The sequence below is a fragment of the Streptomyces sp. NPDC045022 genome (assembly GCF_056432605.1).
This window is the reverse complement of sequence record NZ_JBWKIR010000011.1, coordinates 191,204-209,777: the sequence shown is the minus strand read 5'-3', so window position 1 is coordinate 209,777 and position 18,574 is coordinate 191,204. Positions and strand designations below refer to the sequence as shown.

The 18,574-nt window shown below is 73.1% G+C and carries 11 protein-coding genes, 5 tRNA genes and 3 pseudogenes; 13 read left to right on the top strand and 6 right to left on the bottom strand.

What is annotated here, in order from left to right; translation table 11 throughout:
* Window positions 1-4 precede the first annotated feature (4 nt).
* The 9 genes and pseudogenes from AC07C1_RS21545 to AC07C1_RS21505 all read left to right on the top strand — a co-directional run bounded on the left by AC07C1_RS21545 (window position 5) and on the right by AC07C1_RS21505 (window position 13,076).
* A pseudogene (locus AC07C1_RS21545) lies at window positions 5-650 on the top strand (HAD family hydrolase).
* Between the two features lie 395 nt (window positions 651-1,045).
* Window positions 1,046-2,089 carry a methionine ABC transporter ATP-binding protein gene (locus AC07C1_RS21540; RefSeq protein ID WP_478941176.1) on the top strand — a complete coding sequence of 348 codons (1,044 nt, stop codon included), beginning with the start codon at window positions 1,046-1,048 and terminating at the stop codon, window positions 2,087-2,089.
* On the top strand, window positions 2,086-2,823 hold the full coding sequence (locus AC07C1_RS21535; RefSeq protein ID WP_478941174.1) for a methionine ABC transporter permease: 738 nt from the start codon (window positions 2,086-2,088) through the stop codon (window positions 2,821-2,823). The genes AC07C1_RS21540 and AC07C1_RS21535 overlap by 4 nt, the downstream gene beginning before the upstream one ends.
* Window positions 2,824-2,889: 66 nt before the next feature.
* Window positions 2,890-3,720 (top strand): MetQ/NlpA family ABC transporter substrate-binding protein, encoded by an 831-nt coding sequence (locus tag AC07C1_RS21530; protein WP_478941172.1) that lies wholly within the window; start codon window positions 2,890-2,892, stop codon window positions 3,718-3,720.
* Window positions 3,721-3,915: 195 nt separating this feature from the next.
* Window positions 3,916-4,554 carry a GNAT family N-acetyltransferase gene (locus tag AC07C1_RS21525; protein ID WP_478941170.1) on the top strand — a complete coding sequence of 213 codons (639 nt, stop codon included), beginning with the start codon at window positions 3,916-3,918 and terminating at the stop codon, window positions 4,552-4,554.
* 119 nt (window positions 4,555-4,673) lie between these two features.
* The gene (gene cbiE, locus AC07C1_RS21520) at window positions 4,674-5,885 is read left to right on the top strand and encodes a precorrin-6y C5,15-methyltransferase (decarboxylating) subunit CbiE (RefSeq protein WP_478941168.1); all 1,212 of its coding nucleotides are present in this window, start codon (window positions 4,674-4,676) and stop codon (window positions 5,883-5,885) included.
* 344 nt (window positions 5,886-6,229) lie between these two features.
* Complete coding sequence (gene cobT, locus AC07C1_RS21515) at window positions 6,230-10,810, top strand: nicotinate-nucleotide--dimethylbenzimidazole phosphoribosyltransferase (RefSeq protein ID WP_478941166.1); 4,581 nt, start codon at window positions 6,230-6,232, stop codon at window positions 10,808-10,810.
* A 141-nt stretch (window positions 10,811-10,951) separates the two neighbouring features.
* Complete coding sequence (gene cobA, locus AC07C1_RS21510) at window positions 10,952-12,184, top strand: uroporphyrinogen-III C-methyltransferase (protein WP_478941319.1); 1,233 nt, start codon at window positions 10,952-10,954, stop codon at window positions 12,182-12,184.
* A gap of 73 nt (window positions 12,185-12,257) precedes the next feature.
* Window positions 12,258-13,076, top strand: coding sequence for a TrmH family RNA methyltransferase (locus tag AC07C1_RS21505; RefSeq protein WP_478941164.1), 819 nt, complete (start codon window positions 12,258-12,260; stop codon window positions 13,074-13,076).
* A 15-nt stretch (window positions 13,077-13,091) separates the two neighbouring features.
* Here the strand turns inward: AC07C1_RS21505 and AC07C1_RS21500 are convergent, their stop codons facing one another.
* On the bottom strand, window positions 13,092-14,504 hold the full coding sequence (locus AC07C1_RS21500) for a serine/threonine-protein kinase (protein WP_478941162.1): 1,413 nt from the start codon (window positions 14,502-14,504) through the stop codon (window positions 13,092-13,094).
* Between the two features lie 604 nt (window positions 14,505-15,108).
* Between AC07C1_RS21500 and AC07C1_RS21495 the strand changes: the two genes are divergently transcribed.
* The 4 genes and pseudogenes from AC07C1_RS21495 to AC07C1_RS21480 all read left to right on the top strand — a co-directional run bounded on the left by AC07C1_RS21495 (window position 15,109) and on the right by AC07C1_RS21480 (window position 17,953).
* Window positions 15,109-15,285, top strand: coding sequence for a hypothetical protein (locus AC07C1_RS21495; RefSeq protein ID WP_478941160.1), 177 nt, complete (start codon window positions 15,109-15,111; stop codon window positions 15,283-15,285).
* A gap of 836 nt (window positions 15,286-16,121) precedes the next feature.
* Window positions 16,122-16,493, top strand: a pseudogene (locus tag AC07C1_RS21490) (aminoglycoside phosphotransferase family protein); the annotation flags it as partial.
* A 396-nt stretch (window positions 16,494-16,889) separates the two neighbouring features.
* Window positions 16,890-17,588: pseudogene (locus AC07C1_RS21485) on the top strand (phosphotransferase family protein); the annotation flags it as partial.
* An 80-nt stretch (window positions 17,589-17,668) separates the two neighbouring features.
* Window positions 17,669-17,953: a TFIIB-type zinc ribbon-containing protein gene (locus tag AC07C1_RS21480; RefSeq protein WP_478941159.1), complete on the top strand. Its 285-nt coding sequence runs from the start codon at window positions 17,669-17,671 to the stop codon at window positions 17,951-17,953.
* 57 nt (window positions 17,954-18,010) lie between these two features.
* Here AC07C1_RS21480 and AC07C1_RS21475 read toward each other — a convergent pair.
* The 5 genes from AC07C1_RS21475 to AC07C1_RS21455 all read right to left on the bottom strand — a co-directional run bounded on the left by AC07C1_RS21475 (window position 18,011) and on the right by AC07C1_RS21455 (window position 18,488).
* Window positions 18,011-18,082, bottom strand: a tRNA-Val gene (locus AC07C1_RS21475).
* 29 nt (window positions 18,083-18,111) lie between these two features.
* Window positions 18,112-18,183, bottom strand: a tRNA-Val gene (locus AC07C1_RS21470).
* A 47-nt stretch (window positions 18,184-18,230) separates the two neighbouring features.
* Window positions 18,231-18,302, bottom strand: a tRNA-Val gene (locus AC07C1_RS21465).
* 1 nt (window position 18,303) lies between these two features.
* Window positions 18,304-18,377: transfer RNA gene (locus AC07C1_RS21460), tRNA-Cys, on the bottom strand.
* Between the two features lie 38 nt (window positions 18,378-18,415).
* A tRNA-Gly gene (locus AC07C1_RS21455) sits at window positions 18,416-18,488 on the bottom strand.
* Window positions 18,489-18,574 lie beyond the last annotated feature (86 nt).

The window sequence follows — 18,574 nt, the reverse complement described above, 5'->3', positions numbered from 1 at the left end:
GACCGTGACGATCCATGCGCACGCCCTCCTGTTCGACACGACGGCACCCTCGTCTCCTCCCTCGCGTCGACCGCTGCTGGACCCGCTGGGTCCGGGAGTACGGGATCACGGCCGAGGAGTTCGGGCGCGTGGAACTGCACGGGCGGCCGGCCGTGGAGACAGTCGCCGATCTGCTGCCCGCCCACGTGGTGCCGGAGGCGGTCGCCCGGGTCGAGCAGCTGGAGGTCGAGGACGTGCGGAACGGGGGTGTGCGGCTGCTGCCCGGCACCCGGGACTTCCTGGACTCCCTGCCGGCCGACCGCTGGGCCGTCGTCACCTCCGCCACCCGCCGCCTCGCCGAGGCCCGCCTCGACGCCGCCGGCATCCGGCCCAAGGCCCTGATCTCCGCCGACGACATCACCCGCGGCAAGCCCGACCCCGAGCCCTACCTGCTCGCCGCCCGGCAGCTCGGCGTGGACCCGGCCCGGTGCGTCGTCTTCGAGGACGCCCCCGCCGGACTCCGCGCGGGCCGCGCGGCCGGTATGACCACCGTGGCCTTGGCCACAACCCACCGGGCGGCGGAGCTGGACGCCGACCTCGTGGTCAGGGACCTGTCGGCCTTGTCCGCACTGGTCACCCGCGAGGCAGTGGAGATCTCCGTCCGCGGCTGAGCCGGCGGCCGACGGTGTCCGCCGTCGTCCACTATGCGGACAGCGGAGACCGGTCAGGACCATACGTCTGCTTTACTGATCGCATGACCACCACGAGCCGCCGCACCCTTGCGACCGAGGCGACCCCCACGCCCGGTGCTCGTTGTATGTGTCCGTGTCGAATGTGCGCCTTCTAGAGGGCCCCCGCACCATCTGAGCCTCGCGCCCCGAAGCGAGCCGCGGCCCGTCCGGCGCCGGCATTCCGGCGTATGCGACCGATGCCGCCCCGCGCACACGACGTTCTCCCCCGGTTCCACCGCCGCCCGAGAACCGTGCCGCGTACCCGCACAACGCACGAAACGCAGCCGTGCCCGGGCACACCCACGCCCGCGCACTCGACAGTGACGGAAACCCACGTGATCACCACCTCGGGCCTGACCAAGGTCTACCGCTCCCGCGGCCGTGAGGTCACCGCCCTCGACGGCGTCGATCTCCACGTCCGCGAAGGCGAGGTCTACGGCGTCATCGGCCAGTCCGGCGCCGGCAAGTCCTCCCTCATCCGCTGCGTCAACCTGCTGGAGCGCCCCACCGCCGGCACCGTGACCGTCGCCGGACAGGACCTCACCGCCCTGGCCGGCCGCGGACCGCGCGCCGGGAAGGACCTGCGCCGGGCCCGCAGCCACATCGGCATGGTCTTCCAGCACTTCAACCTGCTGTCCTCGCGGACCGTCCAGGACAACGTCGAGCTGCCCCTGGAGATCCTCGGCACGTCCGGCAAGGAGCGCTCCCGCAAGGCGCGGGAGCTGCTGGACCTGGTGGGCCTCGCCGACAAGGCCAAGGCCTACCCCGCCCAGCTGTCCGGCGGCCAGAAGCAGCGCGTCGGCATCGCCCGCGCCCTCGCCGGCGACCCCAAGGTGCTGCTCTCCGACGAGGCCACCAGCGCCCTCGACCCCGAGACCACCCGCTCCATCCTCCAGTTGCTGCGCGACCTGAACCGGCAGTTGGGCCTGACCGTCCTGCTCATCACCCACGAGATGGACGTCGTGAAGTCGATCTGCGACTCCGCCGCACTGATGGAGAAGGGCCGGATCGTGGAGTCCGGCACGGTCAGCGAGCTGCTGGCCACCCCGGACTCCACCCTTGCCGCCGCCCTGTTCCCGGTGGGCGGCGAGGCCTCCGGTGCCGACCGGACCGTCCTCGACGTCACCTTCCACGGCGAGGCCGCCACCCAGCCGGTCATCTCCCAGCTCTCGCGCACCTACAACATCGACATCTCGATCCTCGGTGCCGCCATCGACACCGTCGGCGGCCTCCAGATCGGCCGCATGCGCATCGAACTGCCCGGCCGCTACGAGGACAACGTGGTGCCGATCGGCTTCCTGCGCGAACAGGGCCTGCAGATCGATGTCGTCGGCGGCGAGGGCGAGGAGCCCGTGCTGGTCAAGGAGGGCGCGAAGTGACCTGGTCCGAACAGTGGGAGCTGCTCCAGCCGGAGTGTTGGAACACCCTGTACATGGTCGGGTGGTCCACGCTCATCGCCGTCGTCGGCGGTCTGCCGCTCGGCATCCTGCTCGTCCTCACCGAGCGCGGCGGCCTGCTGCAGAACGTCGTGGTGAACAAGGTCCTCGGGCAGGTCGTGAACGTCGCCCGCTCGATGCCGTTCATCATCCTGATGGTCGCGCTGACCAACTTCACCCGGTTCGTCACCGGGACCAGCATCGGCCGTGACGCCGCCATCGTGCCGCTGGCCATCGGCGCCATCCCCTTCTTCGCCCGGCTCGTCGAGACGGCCGTCCGCGAAGTGGACGGCGGCCTCGTGGAGGCCGTGCAGTCCATGGGCGGCAACACCTTCACCATCGTCCGCAAGGTCCTGGTCCCGGAGGCCCTGCCTTCGCTCATCGCCTCGGCGACCACCACCGTCGTCGCCCTCATCGGCTACTCCGCGATGGCCGGCACCGTCGGCGCCGGCGGCCTCGGCGACCTCGCCGTCCGTTACGGCTACCAGCGCTTCGAGACCGGGCTGATGTGGGTGATCGTCGCGATCCTCGCCGTCGTCATCACCGTCATCCAGTTCGCCGGCGACCTCGCGGCGCGCTCGCTGCACCGCCGCGGCGCCCGCTCCGGACCCGCGCCCAGGCTCCGCCTGCTCAAGGCCAAGGAGCCCGCGGCGGCCGACATCAGCAAGGTCGCCTGACCGCACCCCGAAGACTCCCCGTCACCCGACACGGGGCCGCACCACCCTTAAGGAAAGGCACTTTTCGTGCGTAACACCGCCAAGTTCACCACCGCCGTCCTCGCCGCCGGAGCCCTCACCCTCGGGCTCACCGCCTGCGGCTCGGACAAGGACTCCGGCTCCTCCGACACCAGCGGACCCCTGGTCGTCGCCGCGAGCCCGACGCCGCACGCCGAGATCCTCGACTTCGTCAAGAAGAACCTGGCGAAGAAGGCGGGCCTCGACCTGGACGTCCGGGAGTTCACCGACTACATCACGCCGAACACGGCGACCGAAGACGGTGACGTGGACGCCAACTACTTCCAGAACCAGCCGTACCTGGACGACTTCAACAAGAAGCGCGGCACCCACATCGTGCCCGTCGTCACGGTGCACCTGGAGCCGCTCGGCCTCTACTCCCACAAGGTGAAGAAGGCCGACGCCCTGAAGAGCGGTGCGACCATCGCGGTCCCGAACGACTCCGTCAACGAGGCCCGCGCCCTGAAGCTGCTCGCCGCCAACGGCCTGATCACCCTCAAGGACGGCGTCGGCACCGAGGCCACCCCGCGGGACATCGCCAAGAACCCCAAGAACCTCAAGTTCAAGGAGGTCGAGGCGGCCCAGACCCCGCGCTCCCTGGACGACGTGGACGCGGCCGTGGTCAACGGCAACTACGCCATCTCCGCGGGCCTGAAGCCCGCCGGGGACGCCCTCGTCCTGGAGTCCGCGAAGAACAACCCGTACGGCAACTTCCTCGCCGTGAAGAAGGGCGACGAGAAGGACCCGCGGGTGAAGAAGCTCGCGAAGCTCCTCACCTCGCCCGAGGTCAAGAAGTTCATCGAGGACAAGTACAAGGGCTCGGTCATCCCGTCGTTCTGACCCTCCGGTCCGCCGGTGACCGACAGCTGACGGTACGTATACGGCGTTTCGCGACGCACGGGGTCCGCTCCCTCACCCGGGGCGGGCCCCGTCGTGCGGTTCAGTGGTTTCATGCTGCATGCTGGGCAGTTCAGCGGGGCCGGCCCGACAGTCCTGATGGCCCATCAACGTTTCCCGAAGGTTATGGAGCGGCGCATGACGAGCACCTTCCCCAACATCTCCATCAACACGGAGCGGTTGGTGCTGCGTCCACTCGACGAGGACGACGTGCCCGCCCTGGCCGAGATGATGAACGACGAGCAGGTCGGTGCCTGGACCGACGTGCCCCAGCCCTGCACCCAGGACCAGGCCCGCCACTGGATCAGCCAGTACGCCCCCGCCGAACGCGCCGCGGGCCGCGGCCTCGGCCTCGCGGTCACCGAGTTCCTCACCCAGCGCCTGGTCGGCATAGTCCAGCTGGCCAAGACCGACTGGCACGTACGGTCCACCGAGATGTCGTACATCATCGCCCCCTGGGCCCGCGGCGAGGGCTATGCCTCCGAGGCCGCCCTCGCCACCGCCCAATGGCTCCTCGGCGACCAGAAGTTCGAGCGCATCGAGATCCGCACCGCCGCCGACAACACCGCCTCCCAGCAGGTCGCCCAGAAGATCGGCTGTATCAGCGAGGGCGTCCTGCGCAACGCCTGCATAGCGCACCACCGCACCGAGGACGGCACCTGGACCGACGTGCGCACCGACTACATCGTGTGGAGCCTCCTGCCGGAGGACCTCGAGGGCGCCGACGACCAGCTCGCCGACACCGGCGGTTTCGCGTCGTACTCCGACTGGAACTGACGCCCACAGGAGCGCGGGCCCGGCCCCGGCGCGCGTCCGGCAGACGCACCGGGTAGTCTCACGGAGACCGCCCACGGGCCCCTCCCTGACGACCTGCGCGAACCTGGAGATACACGACGATGGCCGACCGGGTCACGGTGATCGGCTGGGACGGCTCGCCGCTGACCGACGCGGCCCGCTCCGCCCTCGGCGCCGCCACACTCGTGGCCGGCGCGCCCCACCACCTGGCGCTGCCCGAGATCCCGCCCGCCGCCGACCGCGTCCGCCTCGGCAGTGTCGCCCTGGCCGCCCGCCGCATCGCCGACCACCGAGGCACCGCCGTGGTCCTCGCCGACGGCGACCCCGGCTTCTTCGGTGTCGTACGGGCCCTGCGCGCGCCGGAGTTCGGCCTGGAGGTCGAGGTCGTCCCCGCGGTGTCCGCCGTCGCCGCCGCCTTCGCCCGCGCCGGCATGCCCTGGGACGACGCCCAGGTGGTCGTCGCCCACCCGCGCACCCTGCGCCGGGCCGTGAACGTCTGCCGCGCCCACACCAAGGTCGCCGTCCTCACCGCACCGGGTGCCGGACCCGCCGAACTCGGTCTCCTCCTGGAGGGCGTCCACCGCACCTTCGTCATCTGCGAGGAGCTGGGCACCGAACGCGAGCAGGTCACCGTCGTCACCTCCGACAAGGCCGCCGACCACATCTGGCGCGACCCGAACGTCGTCATCGTCATCGGCGGCCCGATGGCGGCTGCCGAGGGCGGCGGCTGGATCGCCGGGCGCGACCCGGGCGCCGGCCCGCGCGGCTGGGTGCAGCCCGACGAGACGTACGGCGGCGATCTCGGGGAGGGCGAGACCGAACTGCTCCGCTCCGCCCAACTCGCCCGTCTCGGCCCCCGGGTCGGCGATCTCGTCTGGGACATCGGCTGCGGCAGCGGTGCGTTCGCCGCCGAGGCCGCGCGCGCCGGAGCGGCCGTCATCGCCGTCGACCACGACCCGGGGGCCTGCGCCCGGACCGAGGGCGCCGCACGTTGGTACGGCGTACAGCTGCACGTGGTGCGGGGCACCGCCCCGCACATCCTCGAAGACCTGCCCGAGCCGGACGTCGTGCGGGTCGGCGGCGGGGGAGCGGCCGTCGTCTCCGCGGTCGCCGACCGGCGACCGCAGCGCATCGTCACGCACGCCGCGACCCGCGACGCGGCCGAACTCGTCGGCCGCGACCTGACCGAGCACGGATACCGGGTCGAATGCGCCCTGCTCCAGTCCGTCGAACTCGACACCCGGGCCTGGACCGAGACCGAGCGGAACGTAGCGTTCCTGCTCAGCGGGGTTCTGCCCGACCGCGCCCCGTGATCCTGTTGTCGTACCGCGCGCGGTAGGCTGGCCGATCGTTGTACCGCACCGGCGGCCCGGAAATTCGTTCGCCAATGTCCGGAACGCACTCCCGTTTTGGGGTGGGTGTGGTACGGCGGACCGGAGGACGCGCAACGTGGCGCAGTCCACAGCGGACTGTCGCGGATCATGCTGTCGCGATGGCCGAACGGCCGGGACAATGCCACTGAATGGCTTTGTCGCCTTTTTGGGGCGGGTCGTTCGTGCCGCTGGGCACGGACGCTCGTTCTTCACTACGGGGCGGTCGGTGCGCCGTTCCGGGTGAGCTGGTCGTAGAAGCACTAACCGATGGGCGAGGGGTACGCATGACGGACACCGGCCAGGTCCCGGGCGAGGGGCAGCCGGAGAGCGCAGGCATGGTGGAGCAGCCGGGCGTCCCCGCGCACGCTGCGTACACCTACCTCTCCGAGGCGCCCGCCGAGGACGAAGACCTGCTGCTACCGGGTGCCCAGGGCGCGTGGGGCAACGAAGTGCCGCCACCCGCCCCGGAACCGGTGGTCGAGGCCGTCCACGAGCCGGGCCCGCACGAGACGGCCGGCCGGGACAGCGGCTCGGTCGACCTCAGCGGCGTCCGTCTGCCCAGCCCGGGCCCGGCGTCCGTGCCGCCGTCACCCATCCTCTCGGCCCCGCACGCCCCGGCGGCCGCCGCCCAGCCGCCGCGCCGTCCGCTGCACCTCGGCCCGCCGATCCCCGACACCTCCGCGAGCCCGGTCCGCTCCCTCGCCGACCGCGGCCCCGCCGGAGCGCCGGTACGGCAGGCCGGTCCGGCGGCCACCGGCCCCGAGTACCTCGACGCGCAGCCGCTGCGCGACATGGCCCCGCAGAGCGCGACCCCCTGGGATGCGGCACCGGCCGCCCCGGCCGACGCCGGTACGGCTCCGGCCGCGGAGGCCCAGGTCGGCGCGCCGGCACCGGCTGCCGAAACGGTTGACCCGGCCGTCGGTCCGGTGGCGGACGCCTTCGCCGACCCGGCCGACCCGTCCGGCGCCGCCCAGGCCACCCTCGCCCGCCTGGCGACCCAGGCGGCCGCGGTGGCACCGGCCCCGGCCGAGGTGGTGCAAGGTCACGACGGCGTGCAGCCTGCGCACGGCCACGACGGGGTGTACACGGCTCCGTTGGGACAGGGGTTCGAGGACGCCGAGCAGGCTGCGCAGATGACCGGGAACGCGGCTGCCGAGGATGCTTCGGTGGCGGAGGCTTCGGCTTCGGCTTCCGCTTCGGTGGAGGCTGACGCCGGGCAGCCGGTCGACGGTGCCGTGACGGCCCCGGAGGGCGGGGAGGTCGCCGGTGTCCAGGCACCGGCTGCCGTCCGGGAAGCGGTCGTCCAGCAGGTGCCGGGTGATGCCCTCGCGGATCGGACGCCGGACGGCGGACAGGTCACGGACGGCGCCGAGGTGGCCGAGCCCGCCGCCCAGCAGCCTGCGGCGACCGCTGAGGCGGCTCAGCCGGGCGAGGGCCCGGAGCAGGGCGTGAACGTGCAGGAGGACGCGGCCGCGCAGGTCACCGACGCGACGCAGGTACCCGCGCACACCGAGGGTGCCCTCCCGGCCCAGGTCGCGGCCGAGGCTGAAGTCGCCGTTCCTGCCGAGGGGGTTGCGGAGGCCGTCCCGGCTCAGGTCGCGGCCGAGGCTCAAGTCGGTATTCCTGTCGAGGGGGTTGCGGAGGCCGCCCCCGCCCAGGTCATGGCCGAGACCGAAGCCGCCGTTCCTTCCGACGACGTGGCCGAGGCCGCCGTCCAGGCGCAGCCCGGCGCCGTCGCGCAGGCTCTGCCCGCCGACGCTCAGGTGGAGCCCACAGCCGAGGAAGCTCCGCCCGCCGAGGCACAGTCCGCGCCCATTGCCGAGGCCCAGCCGGTGGCCGCGCAGGTCATGCCGGGTGTCGGTCAGGTGGCGCCTGCCGTCGAGGTTCAGTCCGGCGATGCTCAGGTGGCGCCTGCCGCCGAGGTTCAGTTCACCGACGTGCAGGCCGCGCCCGCTGCCGAGGGCCAGCCGGTGGCCGCGCAGGTCGTGTCGGGTGGTGCCCAGGTGGCGCCTGCCGTCGAGGTTCACTCCGGCGATGCTCAGATGGCGCCTGCCGCTGAGCTTCAGTTCACCGACGTGCAGGCCGCGCCCGTCGGCGAGCCCGAGCCCATCGCCGCGCAGACGGTGTCCGCCGACGCGCAGGCCGCCCCCACCGCCGAAGTCCAGCCCGCGCCCACCGCCGAGGCCCAGCCCGCACCCGGCACCGAAGCCATGCAGGCGCCCGCACCGGCGGAGGCGCCCGACTCCGCGCGGGTGCCCGAGTTCGTCGCCCCCGACGCCGTACCGGATGCGGCGGAAACCGAGGCCGCCGTGGCCCAGGACGCCGCGGAGGCCGTGGCCGCGCCTGATGGCAACGGCACGATCGAGCCGCAGCTCCAGCCCGCTCAGGGCCCGCAGCTGGCCGAACCCGTCTGGTCCGCCGCCGAGTCCGCGCCCGGTGCGCCCCAGCCCCAGCCGGCGGTCCACCCGGATTCCCAGGCCCAGCCCCTGCCCGAGCCGGAGTCCCAGGCCCAGCCCCTGCCCGAGCCGGAGTCCCAGGCCCAGCCCCTGCCCGAGCCGGAGTCCCAGGCCCAGCCCTTGACCGGGCCGTCGGCCCTGGACGTCGCCCACCCGCTCGCCCTGGGCGCCGAGCCGGTCCCGGCCGCCGGCCCCGGCGTACCCGCGGGCCCGCAGGCCCAGCCCGCTCCCGCCGAAGCCGCGGCCACGCACCCGGAGACAACGCCGGCCGGCGCTGCCACCGGTCAGCCGGGGACAGTCGAGCAGCCGGCCTCCACCGGTACCGCCGAGACCTTGCGGTCCAGCGTTCCGCTGGAGCCGCACCCGGAGCAGCCGCTCGGGCAGTTCGTGCCCGTGGACGGCCAGGTGCCGACCACCCCTCACCTCGCGCCGACCCCGCCGCAGCCCCTGGTCCTGCCCAGGGAGGACCCGCAGGGCCCCCAGGCTCCCCAGGGCTTCCAGGAGCAGCCAGTGGCCACGGTGCCCGCACCGCGCGAGGCCGAGCCGGCCGCCGTACCGGCCGCGCCGGACGAGGGGCACACCCCCGATGTCGTACAGCACGCGGAGGACCTGCAGACCAGGGCCGCCGACCAGGAAGAGAGCACGGCCGAAGTGGCAGAAGCACAACAGTCCACCGGCCCGGCCGCACCCGGCTACGCCGACGCCGAACGCGAGGCCGTCCTGCGGGTCATGCGCGAGCGCCGTGACATCCGCAACGGCTTCCGCGGCGACCCGATCCCGCACGAGGTGCTGCTGCGTGTCCTGGAGGCGGCCCACACGGCGCCTTCCGTGGGCCACTCGCAGCCCTGGGACTTCGTCGTCATCCGGTCCGCCGAGACCCGGCGCGCCATGCACGAACTGGCCATGCGCCAGCGCGAGGCGTACGCCCAGTCGCTGCCCAAGGGCCGGGCGAAGCAGTTCAAGGAACTGAAGATCGAGGCCATCCTCGACACCCCGGTCAACATCGTCGTCACCGCCGACCCCACCCGCGGCGGCCGTCACACCCTCGGCCGTCACACCCAGCCGCAGATGGCGCCCTACTCCTCGGCGCTCGCGGTGGAGAACCTCTGGCTCGCCGCCCGCGCCGAAGGCCTCGGGGTCGGCTGGGTCAGCTTCTTCGACGAGCGGGAGATGGTCCGCGCGCTCGGCCTGCCCGAGCACCTGGAGGTCGTCGCGTACCTGTGTGTCGGGTACGTCGACGAGTTCCCGGACGAGCCGGAGCTGATGCAGGCCGGCTGGTCCAAGCGGCGCCCCCTGTCCTGGGTGGTGCACGAGGAGACGTACGGCCGCCGCGCCCTGCCCGGAGAGGAACCCCACGACCTGCTTGCCGAGACCGTCGCACAGATCCGCCCGCTCGACGCCAAGGCGCTCGGCGAGGCGTGGGAGCGCCAGAAGCGCATGACCAAGCCGGCCGGCGCGCTCGGCATGCTGGAGATCATCTCCGCGCAGCTGTCCGGGCTGTCCCGGCAGTGCCCGCCGCCGATCCCGGAGCCCGCCGCCGTCGCGATCTTCGCGGGCGACCACGGCGTGCACGCCCAGGGCGTCACCCCCTGGCCGCAGGAGGTCACCGCCCAGATGGTGGCCAACTTCCTGGGCGGGGGCGCGGTCTGCAACGCCTTCGCCAACCAGGTCGGCGCCGAGGTGTGCGTGGTGGACGTCGGTGTCGTCGCCGACCTGCCGGCCACGCCCGGTCTGCTGCCCCGCAAGATCCGCGGCGGCACGTCCGACATGACCACCGGCCCCGCGATGACCCGCGAGGAGGCCCGGGCGGCCATCGAGGTGGGCATCGAGACCGCCCGCGACCTGGTGGCGGCCGGCAACAAGGCGCTGCTCACCGGTGAGATGGGCATCGCCAACACCACCGCGTCCGCCGCGCTGATCTCCGTCTTCACCGGCGCCGACCCGGCGGAGGTGACCGGTCGCGGCACGGGTATCAACGACGAGACCCTGGCCCGCAAGACCGAGGTCGTCCGCCGGGCCCTGGAACTGCACCAGCCGGACCCGGCCGATCCCATCGGTGTCCTCGCGGCCATCGGCGGTTTCGAGCACGCGGCCATGGTCGGACTGCTCCTCGGTGGCGCCTCGCTGCGTACGCCGGTGATCCTGGACGGCGTCAGCGCCGGCGCCGCGGCCCTCGTCGCCCGCGCCATCGCCCCCGAGGTCCTCGCGGCCTGCATCGCGGGTCACCGCAGCGCCGAGCCCGGCCACATGGCCGCCCTCAACAAGCTGGGCCTGCGTCCCCTGGTCGACCTCGACCTGCGCCTCGGCGAGGGCACGGGCGCGCTGCTCGCGCTGCCGCTGGTGCAGAGCACGGCGCGGGCGATGCACGAAGTGGCCACGTTCGATTCGGCGGGTGTCACCGAGAAGTAGGCGTCGCGAACGGGGTGGTCCGGTGTCCAGCCGCCGGACCACCCGTGCCGTCCGCCCTGCTCACCGCTTAAAATCCGCACGTCAGGGCCGCTCCGAAGGTGCAGCGTGCCCACCGCACAGCTGCACGAGGAGTCGCCCCTCATGGCCGAACACCCCGCCTACCCCGTAGGCCTCCGCCTCTCCGGCCGCCGCGTGGTCGTCCTCGGTGGCGGTCAGGTGGCCCAGCGCCGCCTCCCGGCACTGATCGCGGCAGGCGCGGACATCGTCCTCGTGTCACCCGAAGCGACCCCTTCCGTCGAGGCGATGGCGGACGCCGGCGAGATCACCTGGCAGCAGCGGCCGTACGCCGAAGGCGACCTCGCCGAGGCCTGGTACGCGCTGATCGCCACCGGCGACGCCGAGGCCAACGCGCAGGCATCCGCCGAGGCCGAGCGGCACCGCGTCTGGTGCGTGCGCTCCGACGACGCCGACCGGGCGACCGCCTGGACCCCGGCGACCGGCCACAGCGAGGGCGTCACCGTCGCCGTACTCACCACGGACGCGCGCGGCCGCGACCCCCGCCACACCGCCGCCATCCGGGACGCGGTCGTCGAGGGCCTGCGGGACGGCACCCTCGTCGCCCCGCACCACCGCACCCGTACCCCTGGCGTCGCCCTGGTCGGCGGTGGGCCCGGCGACCCGGACCTGATCACCGTCCGCGGCCGCCGGCTGCTCGCCGAGGCGGACGTCGTCATCGCCGACCGGCTCGGCCCCCGCGACCTGCTCGCCGAACTCCCGCCGCACGTCGAGGTCATCGACGCGGCGAAGATCCCGTACGGCCGTTACATGGCCCAGGAGGCCATCAACAACGCGCTGATCGAGCATGCCAAGCAGGGCAGGTCGGTCGTCCGGCTCAAGGGTGGGGACCCCTTCGTCTTCGGCCGTGGCATGGAGGAGGTCCAGGCGCTCGCCGAGGCCGGGATCCCCTGCACGGTGGTCCCCGGCATCTCCAGCTCGATCTCGGTGCCGGGCGCGGCCGGCATCCCGGTCACGCACCGGGGTGTCGCCCATGAGTTCACCGTGGTCAGCGGCCATGTCGCCCCCGACGACGAGCGCTCCCTGGTCGACTGGCCGTCGCTGGCCGGGCTCACCGGCACGCTCGTGATCCTGATGGGCGTCGACAAGATCGGGAAGATCGCCGAGACACTCGTCGCGCACGGCAAGTCTCCCGAGACCCCGGTCGCCCTGGTCCAGGAGGGCACCACGGCCGCGCAGCGCCGGGTGGACGCCACCCTCGCCACGGTCGCCGAGAGCGTACGCGCCGAGGACGTGAGGCCCCCGGCGGTCATCGTCATCGGCGAGGTCGTGAACGTCGGCCCCGACCCCGTGGCTTGATCACGCGTAACCCGGGGTAACACTCCCGTTCCCAGCCGTTGGCACCACACCCAGGACAAGGCAGTATCACCCTGTGGCCGATCTCATCACCGTCGAGGACCCCGCCGACCCCCGTCTCTCCGACTACACGGGCCTGACCGACGTCGAGCTGCGCCGCAAGCGCGAGCCGGCCGAGGGCCTGTTCATCGCCGAGGGCGAGAAGGTCATCAGAAGGGCCAAGGAAGCCGGCTACGAGATGCGCTCCATGCTGCTCTCGGCCAAGTGGATCGACGTCATGCGCGACGTCATCGACGAGCTCCCGGCCCCGGTGTACGCCGTCAGCCCGGAACTCGCCGAGCAGGTCACCGGCTACCACGTGCACCGCGGCGCCCTCGCCTCCATGCAGCGCAAGCCGCTGCCGACGGCGGCCGAACTGCTGCGCTCCGCCCGCCGGGTCGTGGTCATGGAGTCGGTCAACGACCACACCAACATCGGCGCGATCTTCCGCTCGGCCGCGGCCCTCGGCATGGACGCGGTCCTGCTGTCGCCGGACTGCGCCGATCCCCTGTACCGCCGCAGCGTCAAGGTCTCCATGGGCGCGGTCTTCTCGGTGCCGTACGCGCGGCTCGATTCCTGGCCCAAGAGCCTGGACTCGGTCCGCGAGGCCGGCTTCACGCTCCTCGCGCTCACCCCGGACGAGAAGGCCCGCACCCTGGACGAGGCCGCCCCGCACAGGATGGACCGGGTGGCGCTCATGCTCGGCGCCGAGGGCGACGGACTGACCACACAGGCCCTGGTCGCCGCCGACGAATGGGTCCGCATCCCCATGTCCCACGGCGTCGACTCGCTCAACGTGGGCGCGGCGGCAGCGGTGGCCTTCTACGCGGTGGCCACCGGCCGGCCGGGGTCCTGACCCGCCGCTCGGCGCTCAGTTACCGAAATCCCGGCTCAGCGTCGAGTCGTGCCGGTCGGACATCAGCCTGCCGCTGTCCAGCGGAGTGAAGCTCGGCTGCGCCTGCCGCTGCCGCTGGACGCCGTCGTCACCGCCGAGCCCGCGTGCCGGACCCTGGCAGCCCTGCGCCACCGCGATGCCGAGCGCCACGAGCAGCGTCACCACCACGAACACGAACAGCCGCTGCCGCAGCAACCGCGGATTGGCCGGCCGCAGACCGGTTCCCGTCGCGCGCTGCCCGGGCCGCCCGGAACCGCTGCGCGGAGCGGGCCGGCCCCCGCTGCCGGAGCGCGGCGCACCACCGCGCGGCACCGGGGTCGGGCGTGCCGTACCCGGTCGCGAGGCGACGTTCCCGGCGCGTGAGCCACTGCCGTCCCGCGAGGGCACCCCGCCGCGCGACGGCGCACCACCACGAGAGGGGGCGCCACCGCGCGGCGCCGGAGTGCCGGGGGATGCGCGCCGCTGGGTGCGCTGTTGCTCGGGGTAGGTGTCGACGAGCCGTCCGGTGGGCCGGTCCGCCTCGGCGGCGCGCGGCGCCGGCGGTCGTACGTCGGCCAGGCCCTGCGCCTCGCGGGCGGCGATCTCCTTGAGTCGCAGCGACAGCTGCAACGTGGTGGGCCGGTCCTCGGGGTCCTTGGCCAGGCAGGCCCGGATCAGCGGGGCGAGCGCGTCGGGCACGCCGTGCAAGTGCGGCTCCTCGTGCACCACCCGGTACAGCATCACCTCGGAACTGCCCTGCCCGAAGGGCGAGTCGCCGGTCGAGGCGTACGCCAGGGTCGCACCCAGCGAGAAGACGTCCGTCGCCGGGGTGACCGCCGCGCCACGCACCTGCTCCGGGGCGAGGAAGCCGGGGGAGCCGACCGCGGTGCCCACATGGGTGAGCGTGGACGCACCGGTGGCCCAGGCGATGCCGAAGTCGATGATCCGCGGACCCTTGGGGGACAGCAGGATGTTGGACGGCTTCAGGTCCCGGTGGACGACACCGGCCTCGTGCACGGCGACCAGTCCCTCGGACAGGGCCGCGCCGACCGCCGCGGTGTCCGCGGCGACGAGCGGCCCCTCGTCGGCGACCTTGTCGTGCAGGGACGGCCCGGGCACGTACTGCGTGGCGAACCAGGGCCGCTCGGCCTCCAGGTCCGCGGCGACCAGCCGGGCCGTGCACCCTCCCCGGATGCGCCGGGCCGCCGACACCTCGCGCGCGAACCGGGACCGGAACTCCTGGTCCTCCGCGAGATCGGGCCGGATCACCTTGAGCGCGACCCGCTGGCCCTTCTTGTCGGAGCCGAGATAGACCACGCCCATCCCGCCCGCGCCGAGCCGTCGGTGAAGCCTGAACGAGCCGACGACGCGCGGGTCCTCGCGCCTCAGGCGCATCATCGCCATGTTCATCCCCGCTGCCCGGTCCCTGTGACGGGGCACAGCTTACGTTTCCCCGGCCGCCTGCGCGCAGAGGCCGCGCCCTCTCGGGCGGATGGATTGTGCCGGCCGTGCGTGGGAGGTGAGACGGGGTCAGGAACCCGCCAAAGGCGGTGCCTTTGAGTCACCGGCCCCCTCAACCGGTCGGCGGCAAAGGGCGGTTGGGCTCGTGAAGAGTGTGGCCGGGCGGGGGTTCACGTCCGCTGTCCCGCCGCCGCGAACGGCTCGTGGAGCCGGGCGCGGGGCGGATCACCCACCACATGCGGCGCCCCTCCCGCGCCCGCTGTGAGTGATCGAAGTCACTCCGCCCGGCCCGTCGGACGCTTCCGAAATGACGGGACACACCGGGCACCCCCTCCGGGAAGACCCCGAGACCCAGGAACGTGTCTCCACCCAGGGGAGTAGTCCGCAGGTCATGGCTCATCCTCCGGGAGGCCCGGCAATCGGTACGAGGGCATGACGCCCGCCGTTGGCCCCGCGCCTAGATTTGAGGTCAAGCGGCGGGTGCAGCACTCGTCCCCCGAGGTCAGGCACCCGCCGCTGTCGAACGACAACCGAGAAGGTCAGGAGAGGGACCATGGCCCACACGGCACCGCGACGCACAGCGCTCGCCCCCCGCCGGACGGGTCGCCGCCACCCCCTGGTGGCGACGCTCATGGCCCTTCCCCTGGCGGCCCTGCTCCTGCTCGTCTTCGACTGCTGGGAGACGGTGGCCACACAGGCGTCGTCCGTGGGTGTGATGCTGGGGCGCTGAGCGGCGTCCCCAGGCCCGGAAGAGCGGTCCGGGCGGGGACATCCATCCATGAAACCCCGTGGGGACGGGGGTACGGCGGACGGCACAAATGCCGGCGCAGCTGGGGAGCTGCGCCGGCATTGCGCCGTGTACGGGGACTGTGCGCGGCGGCGCTGACCGGTGCCGGGTGCGACCCCGCGTTCGCCGAGTCGCGGACCTTCGGCGGGGACACCGGGCGAGGCCGTCCCCCGGGGGAGCCCCGGCGCTGGTGAGCGGCCGCCACACCGGCTCCGCATCGAGCGGAACGGGCAGGAGTTCGCCCGGACACCGGCAGGCCGGCTGCCCCGCGGCTTCGACCTCGCCGGCCGGCAGCCGACCCCCGAGCGGACCGCCGACCACGCGGGGCGGTGCCGAATACGGCCACGGATACGGCGGGCCATCGGATGCGGGCGCTCAGCCCTCGCCGGGACGTCGCCGTGGAGACCGTTCTCAGGAGCGCGGAGAGCCGAGTAGCTCGACGAGCCGCCGGCCGTTCTCGCGCCCACGGCCCGTACTTGCCGTACCCCGCGAGTGGGAGCACGTCCGCGGCGCCGGCGCCCGCACCCCTGTTCCGCTGGGACGGCGCCCACGGCCCGTACTTGCCGTACCCCGCGAGTGGGAGCACGTCCGCGGCGCCGGCGCCCGCACCCCTGTTCCGCTGGGACGGCGCCCTTCCCCAGGAAAGGCGGCGCCCGCCGAAGCGGGTAAGCGGCCCCGCCCGGCCCCGCCCGGCGCGGGGCACCAGCGCGTCCCGCGATCAGTACCTCGCGCCCCGCCCGCGTACGCTCACCCTGCACACCCCGACTTCCGAGGCCGCCGTGAACCTCCTCCCCGCCCTCACCGCAAAGGTCAGAGCCGCCGCCCACCCACAAGCCGGTGCGGCCACCTGCTCGTGCGGGACCCCCGCTCCCCTTGCCGACCGGCCCGACGCCACCGTCGTACGCCACGCCGGCACCGTCGCGAAGGCCCACGCCCCCGGCACCGACTCCACCGAGCTGAGCCTCCGCCTGGCCACGGCCGCACACCTCCCCGACGTCCTGCTGCCCCCGCTCACCCCCGATCCGGTCCCACTGCACGACCGCCTGGTGACCTTCTGGCCCTACGGCACCCCCGTGGACCCGGACGACCCGGACGCGGCCCCTTGGGAGGCCATCGCCACACTCCTGGCCCGACTCCACAGCGCGGTCCCTGCCCACGGAAGGGCTGCTCTCCACGGTCGGGCTCCGTCATACGGTGCGGCCCGTCTCCATGGCGGGGCTGCTTCCGAGGGTTCGGTTCCGTCCCACGAGATGGCTCCGCCCTACGGTGCGGCCCCTCTCCATGGCGGGGCTGCTTCCGAGGGTTCGGTTCCGTCCCACGAGCCGGTCCCGCCCCACGGTTCGGCCCGTCTCCACGGCGGAACCCCTCTCGACGATCCGCCCCTGTCCCACGGCTCGCCCCTGTCCCACGGCTCGACCCTGCCCCACGGCTCGACCCTGCCCCACGGCTCGACCCTGTCCCACGGCTCGGCTCCGTCCCAGGGCTCGGCTCCGTCCCAGGGCTCGGCTCCGTCCCAGGGCTCGGCCCCGTCCCAGGGCTCGCCCCCGCCCCACGGCTCGCCCCCGCCCCACGGATCGGCTCCGCCCCCCGGCCCAGCCTCGTGCCGCCATCCGGCCCCGCACATCAGCCCGACCCCTCTCGCCAGCGCAAGCCCCCTCCCCACCGCATCCCCCCTCGGCCCCCTGCCCCCCATGCGCGGCCCCGCCAAGGCCGCCCGGGCAGTCGGCCGTCTCCGCGACGCCCTGCGGGGCACCTCCCACGAAGCCGCCCGCCCCGTTCTCCGGGCCTGGGCCGCGCTTCCCCCCTGGGCCCGGGCGGAGGCCCCGATGCCCGGGCCGGCGGTCCTCTGCCACGGTGATCTGCATCTCGGCCAGCTCGTCCGGCACCCGGCCCCGGACGGGCCCTGGCGGCTGATCGACGTCGACGACCTCGGTGTCGGCGTCCCGGCCTGGGACCTCGCCCGCCCCGCCGCCTGGTACGCCTGCGGACTCCTCCCGCCCGAGGAGTGGTCCCGCTTCCTGACCGCCTACCGGCAAGCCGGTGGCCCCGCCGTACCCCCGGACGGCGATCCCTGGCCCGCGCTGGACGTCCCGGCCCGTGCCCTCACCGTGCAGACGGCCGCCCTCGCGATCACCAAGGCGCTCGCCGCGAACCGCCCGCTGGACGAGGTGGAGCAGGCCCTGGTCGACGCCTGCGCGCGAATGACGTCCACCCCCCGGCAGTTGACCCGCGGAAACCCGGACTAGGCTGCAACCGCCCGGGGCCGGACGGAGTCTGTCCTGGGGAAACACGAAGCAGGACCGACCGGCGAGGAGTTGAGCCGACCATGCAGTGTCCGAAGTGCCATGCGCCGATGCACACCTACAACCGCAACGGCGTACAGATCGAGCAGTGCAGCGGCTGCCGCGGCATATTCCTCGACTACGGCGAGCTGGAGGCGCTGACCCGCCTCGAATCCCAGTGGTCCCAGCCGGCGCCGCCGCCCCCGGCGGCCCCGCAGGCGTACCCGGCTCCGCCCGCGCCCGCCTGGGGCGCCCCGCACGGCGGCCACGGTCACCATGGTGGGCACCACCGCCACAAGAGCTTCGGCCACATGCTGTTCTCCAGCTGAGTACGAGCCCACGAAGAAGCCCCCGGCCGTCGGGACGGCCGGGGGCTTCTGTGCGTGTGGACGATACTGGGATTGAACCAGTGACCTCTTCCGTGTCAGGGAAGCGCTCTCCCGCTGAGCTAATCGTCCGCGGGCTGTGACCCGAGGGTCGCAGTCGGTGCGCGATACTGGGATTGAACCAGTGACCTCTTCCGTGTCAGGGAAGCGCTCTCCCGCTGAGCTAATCGCGCGGGTACGGATCTTCGAGGAGATCCTCGGACCTTCTGAGAAGATCCAGTGGACGATACTGGGATTGAACCAGTGACCTCTTCCGTGTCAGGGAAGCGCTCTCCCGCTGAGCTAATCGTCCTTGGAGGTGGAGACGGGATTTGAACCCGTGTAGACGGCTTTGCAGGCCGTTGCCTCGCCTCTCGGCCACTCCACCAGGAGTGTAGGGGATCGGGGCGACCCCTTCTTCCTTCGAGCGGACGACGAGGCTCGAACTCGCGACCTCAACCTTGGCAAGGTTGCGCTCTACCAACTGAGCTACGTCCGCTTGTCGTTTCGGTCCGCTCCCGCGTCCCGGCGACGTGTTGAACTCTAGCGGATTCCCGGGCCAGCACAAAAACGCGTTTACGCAGC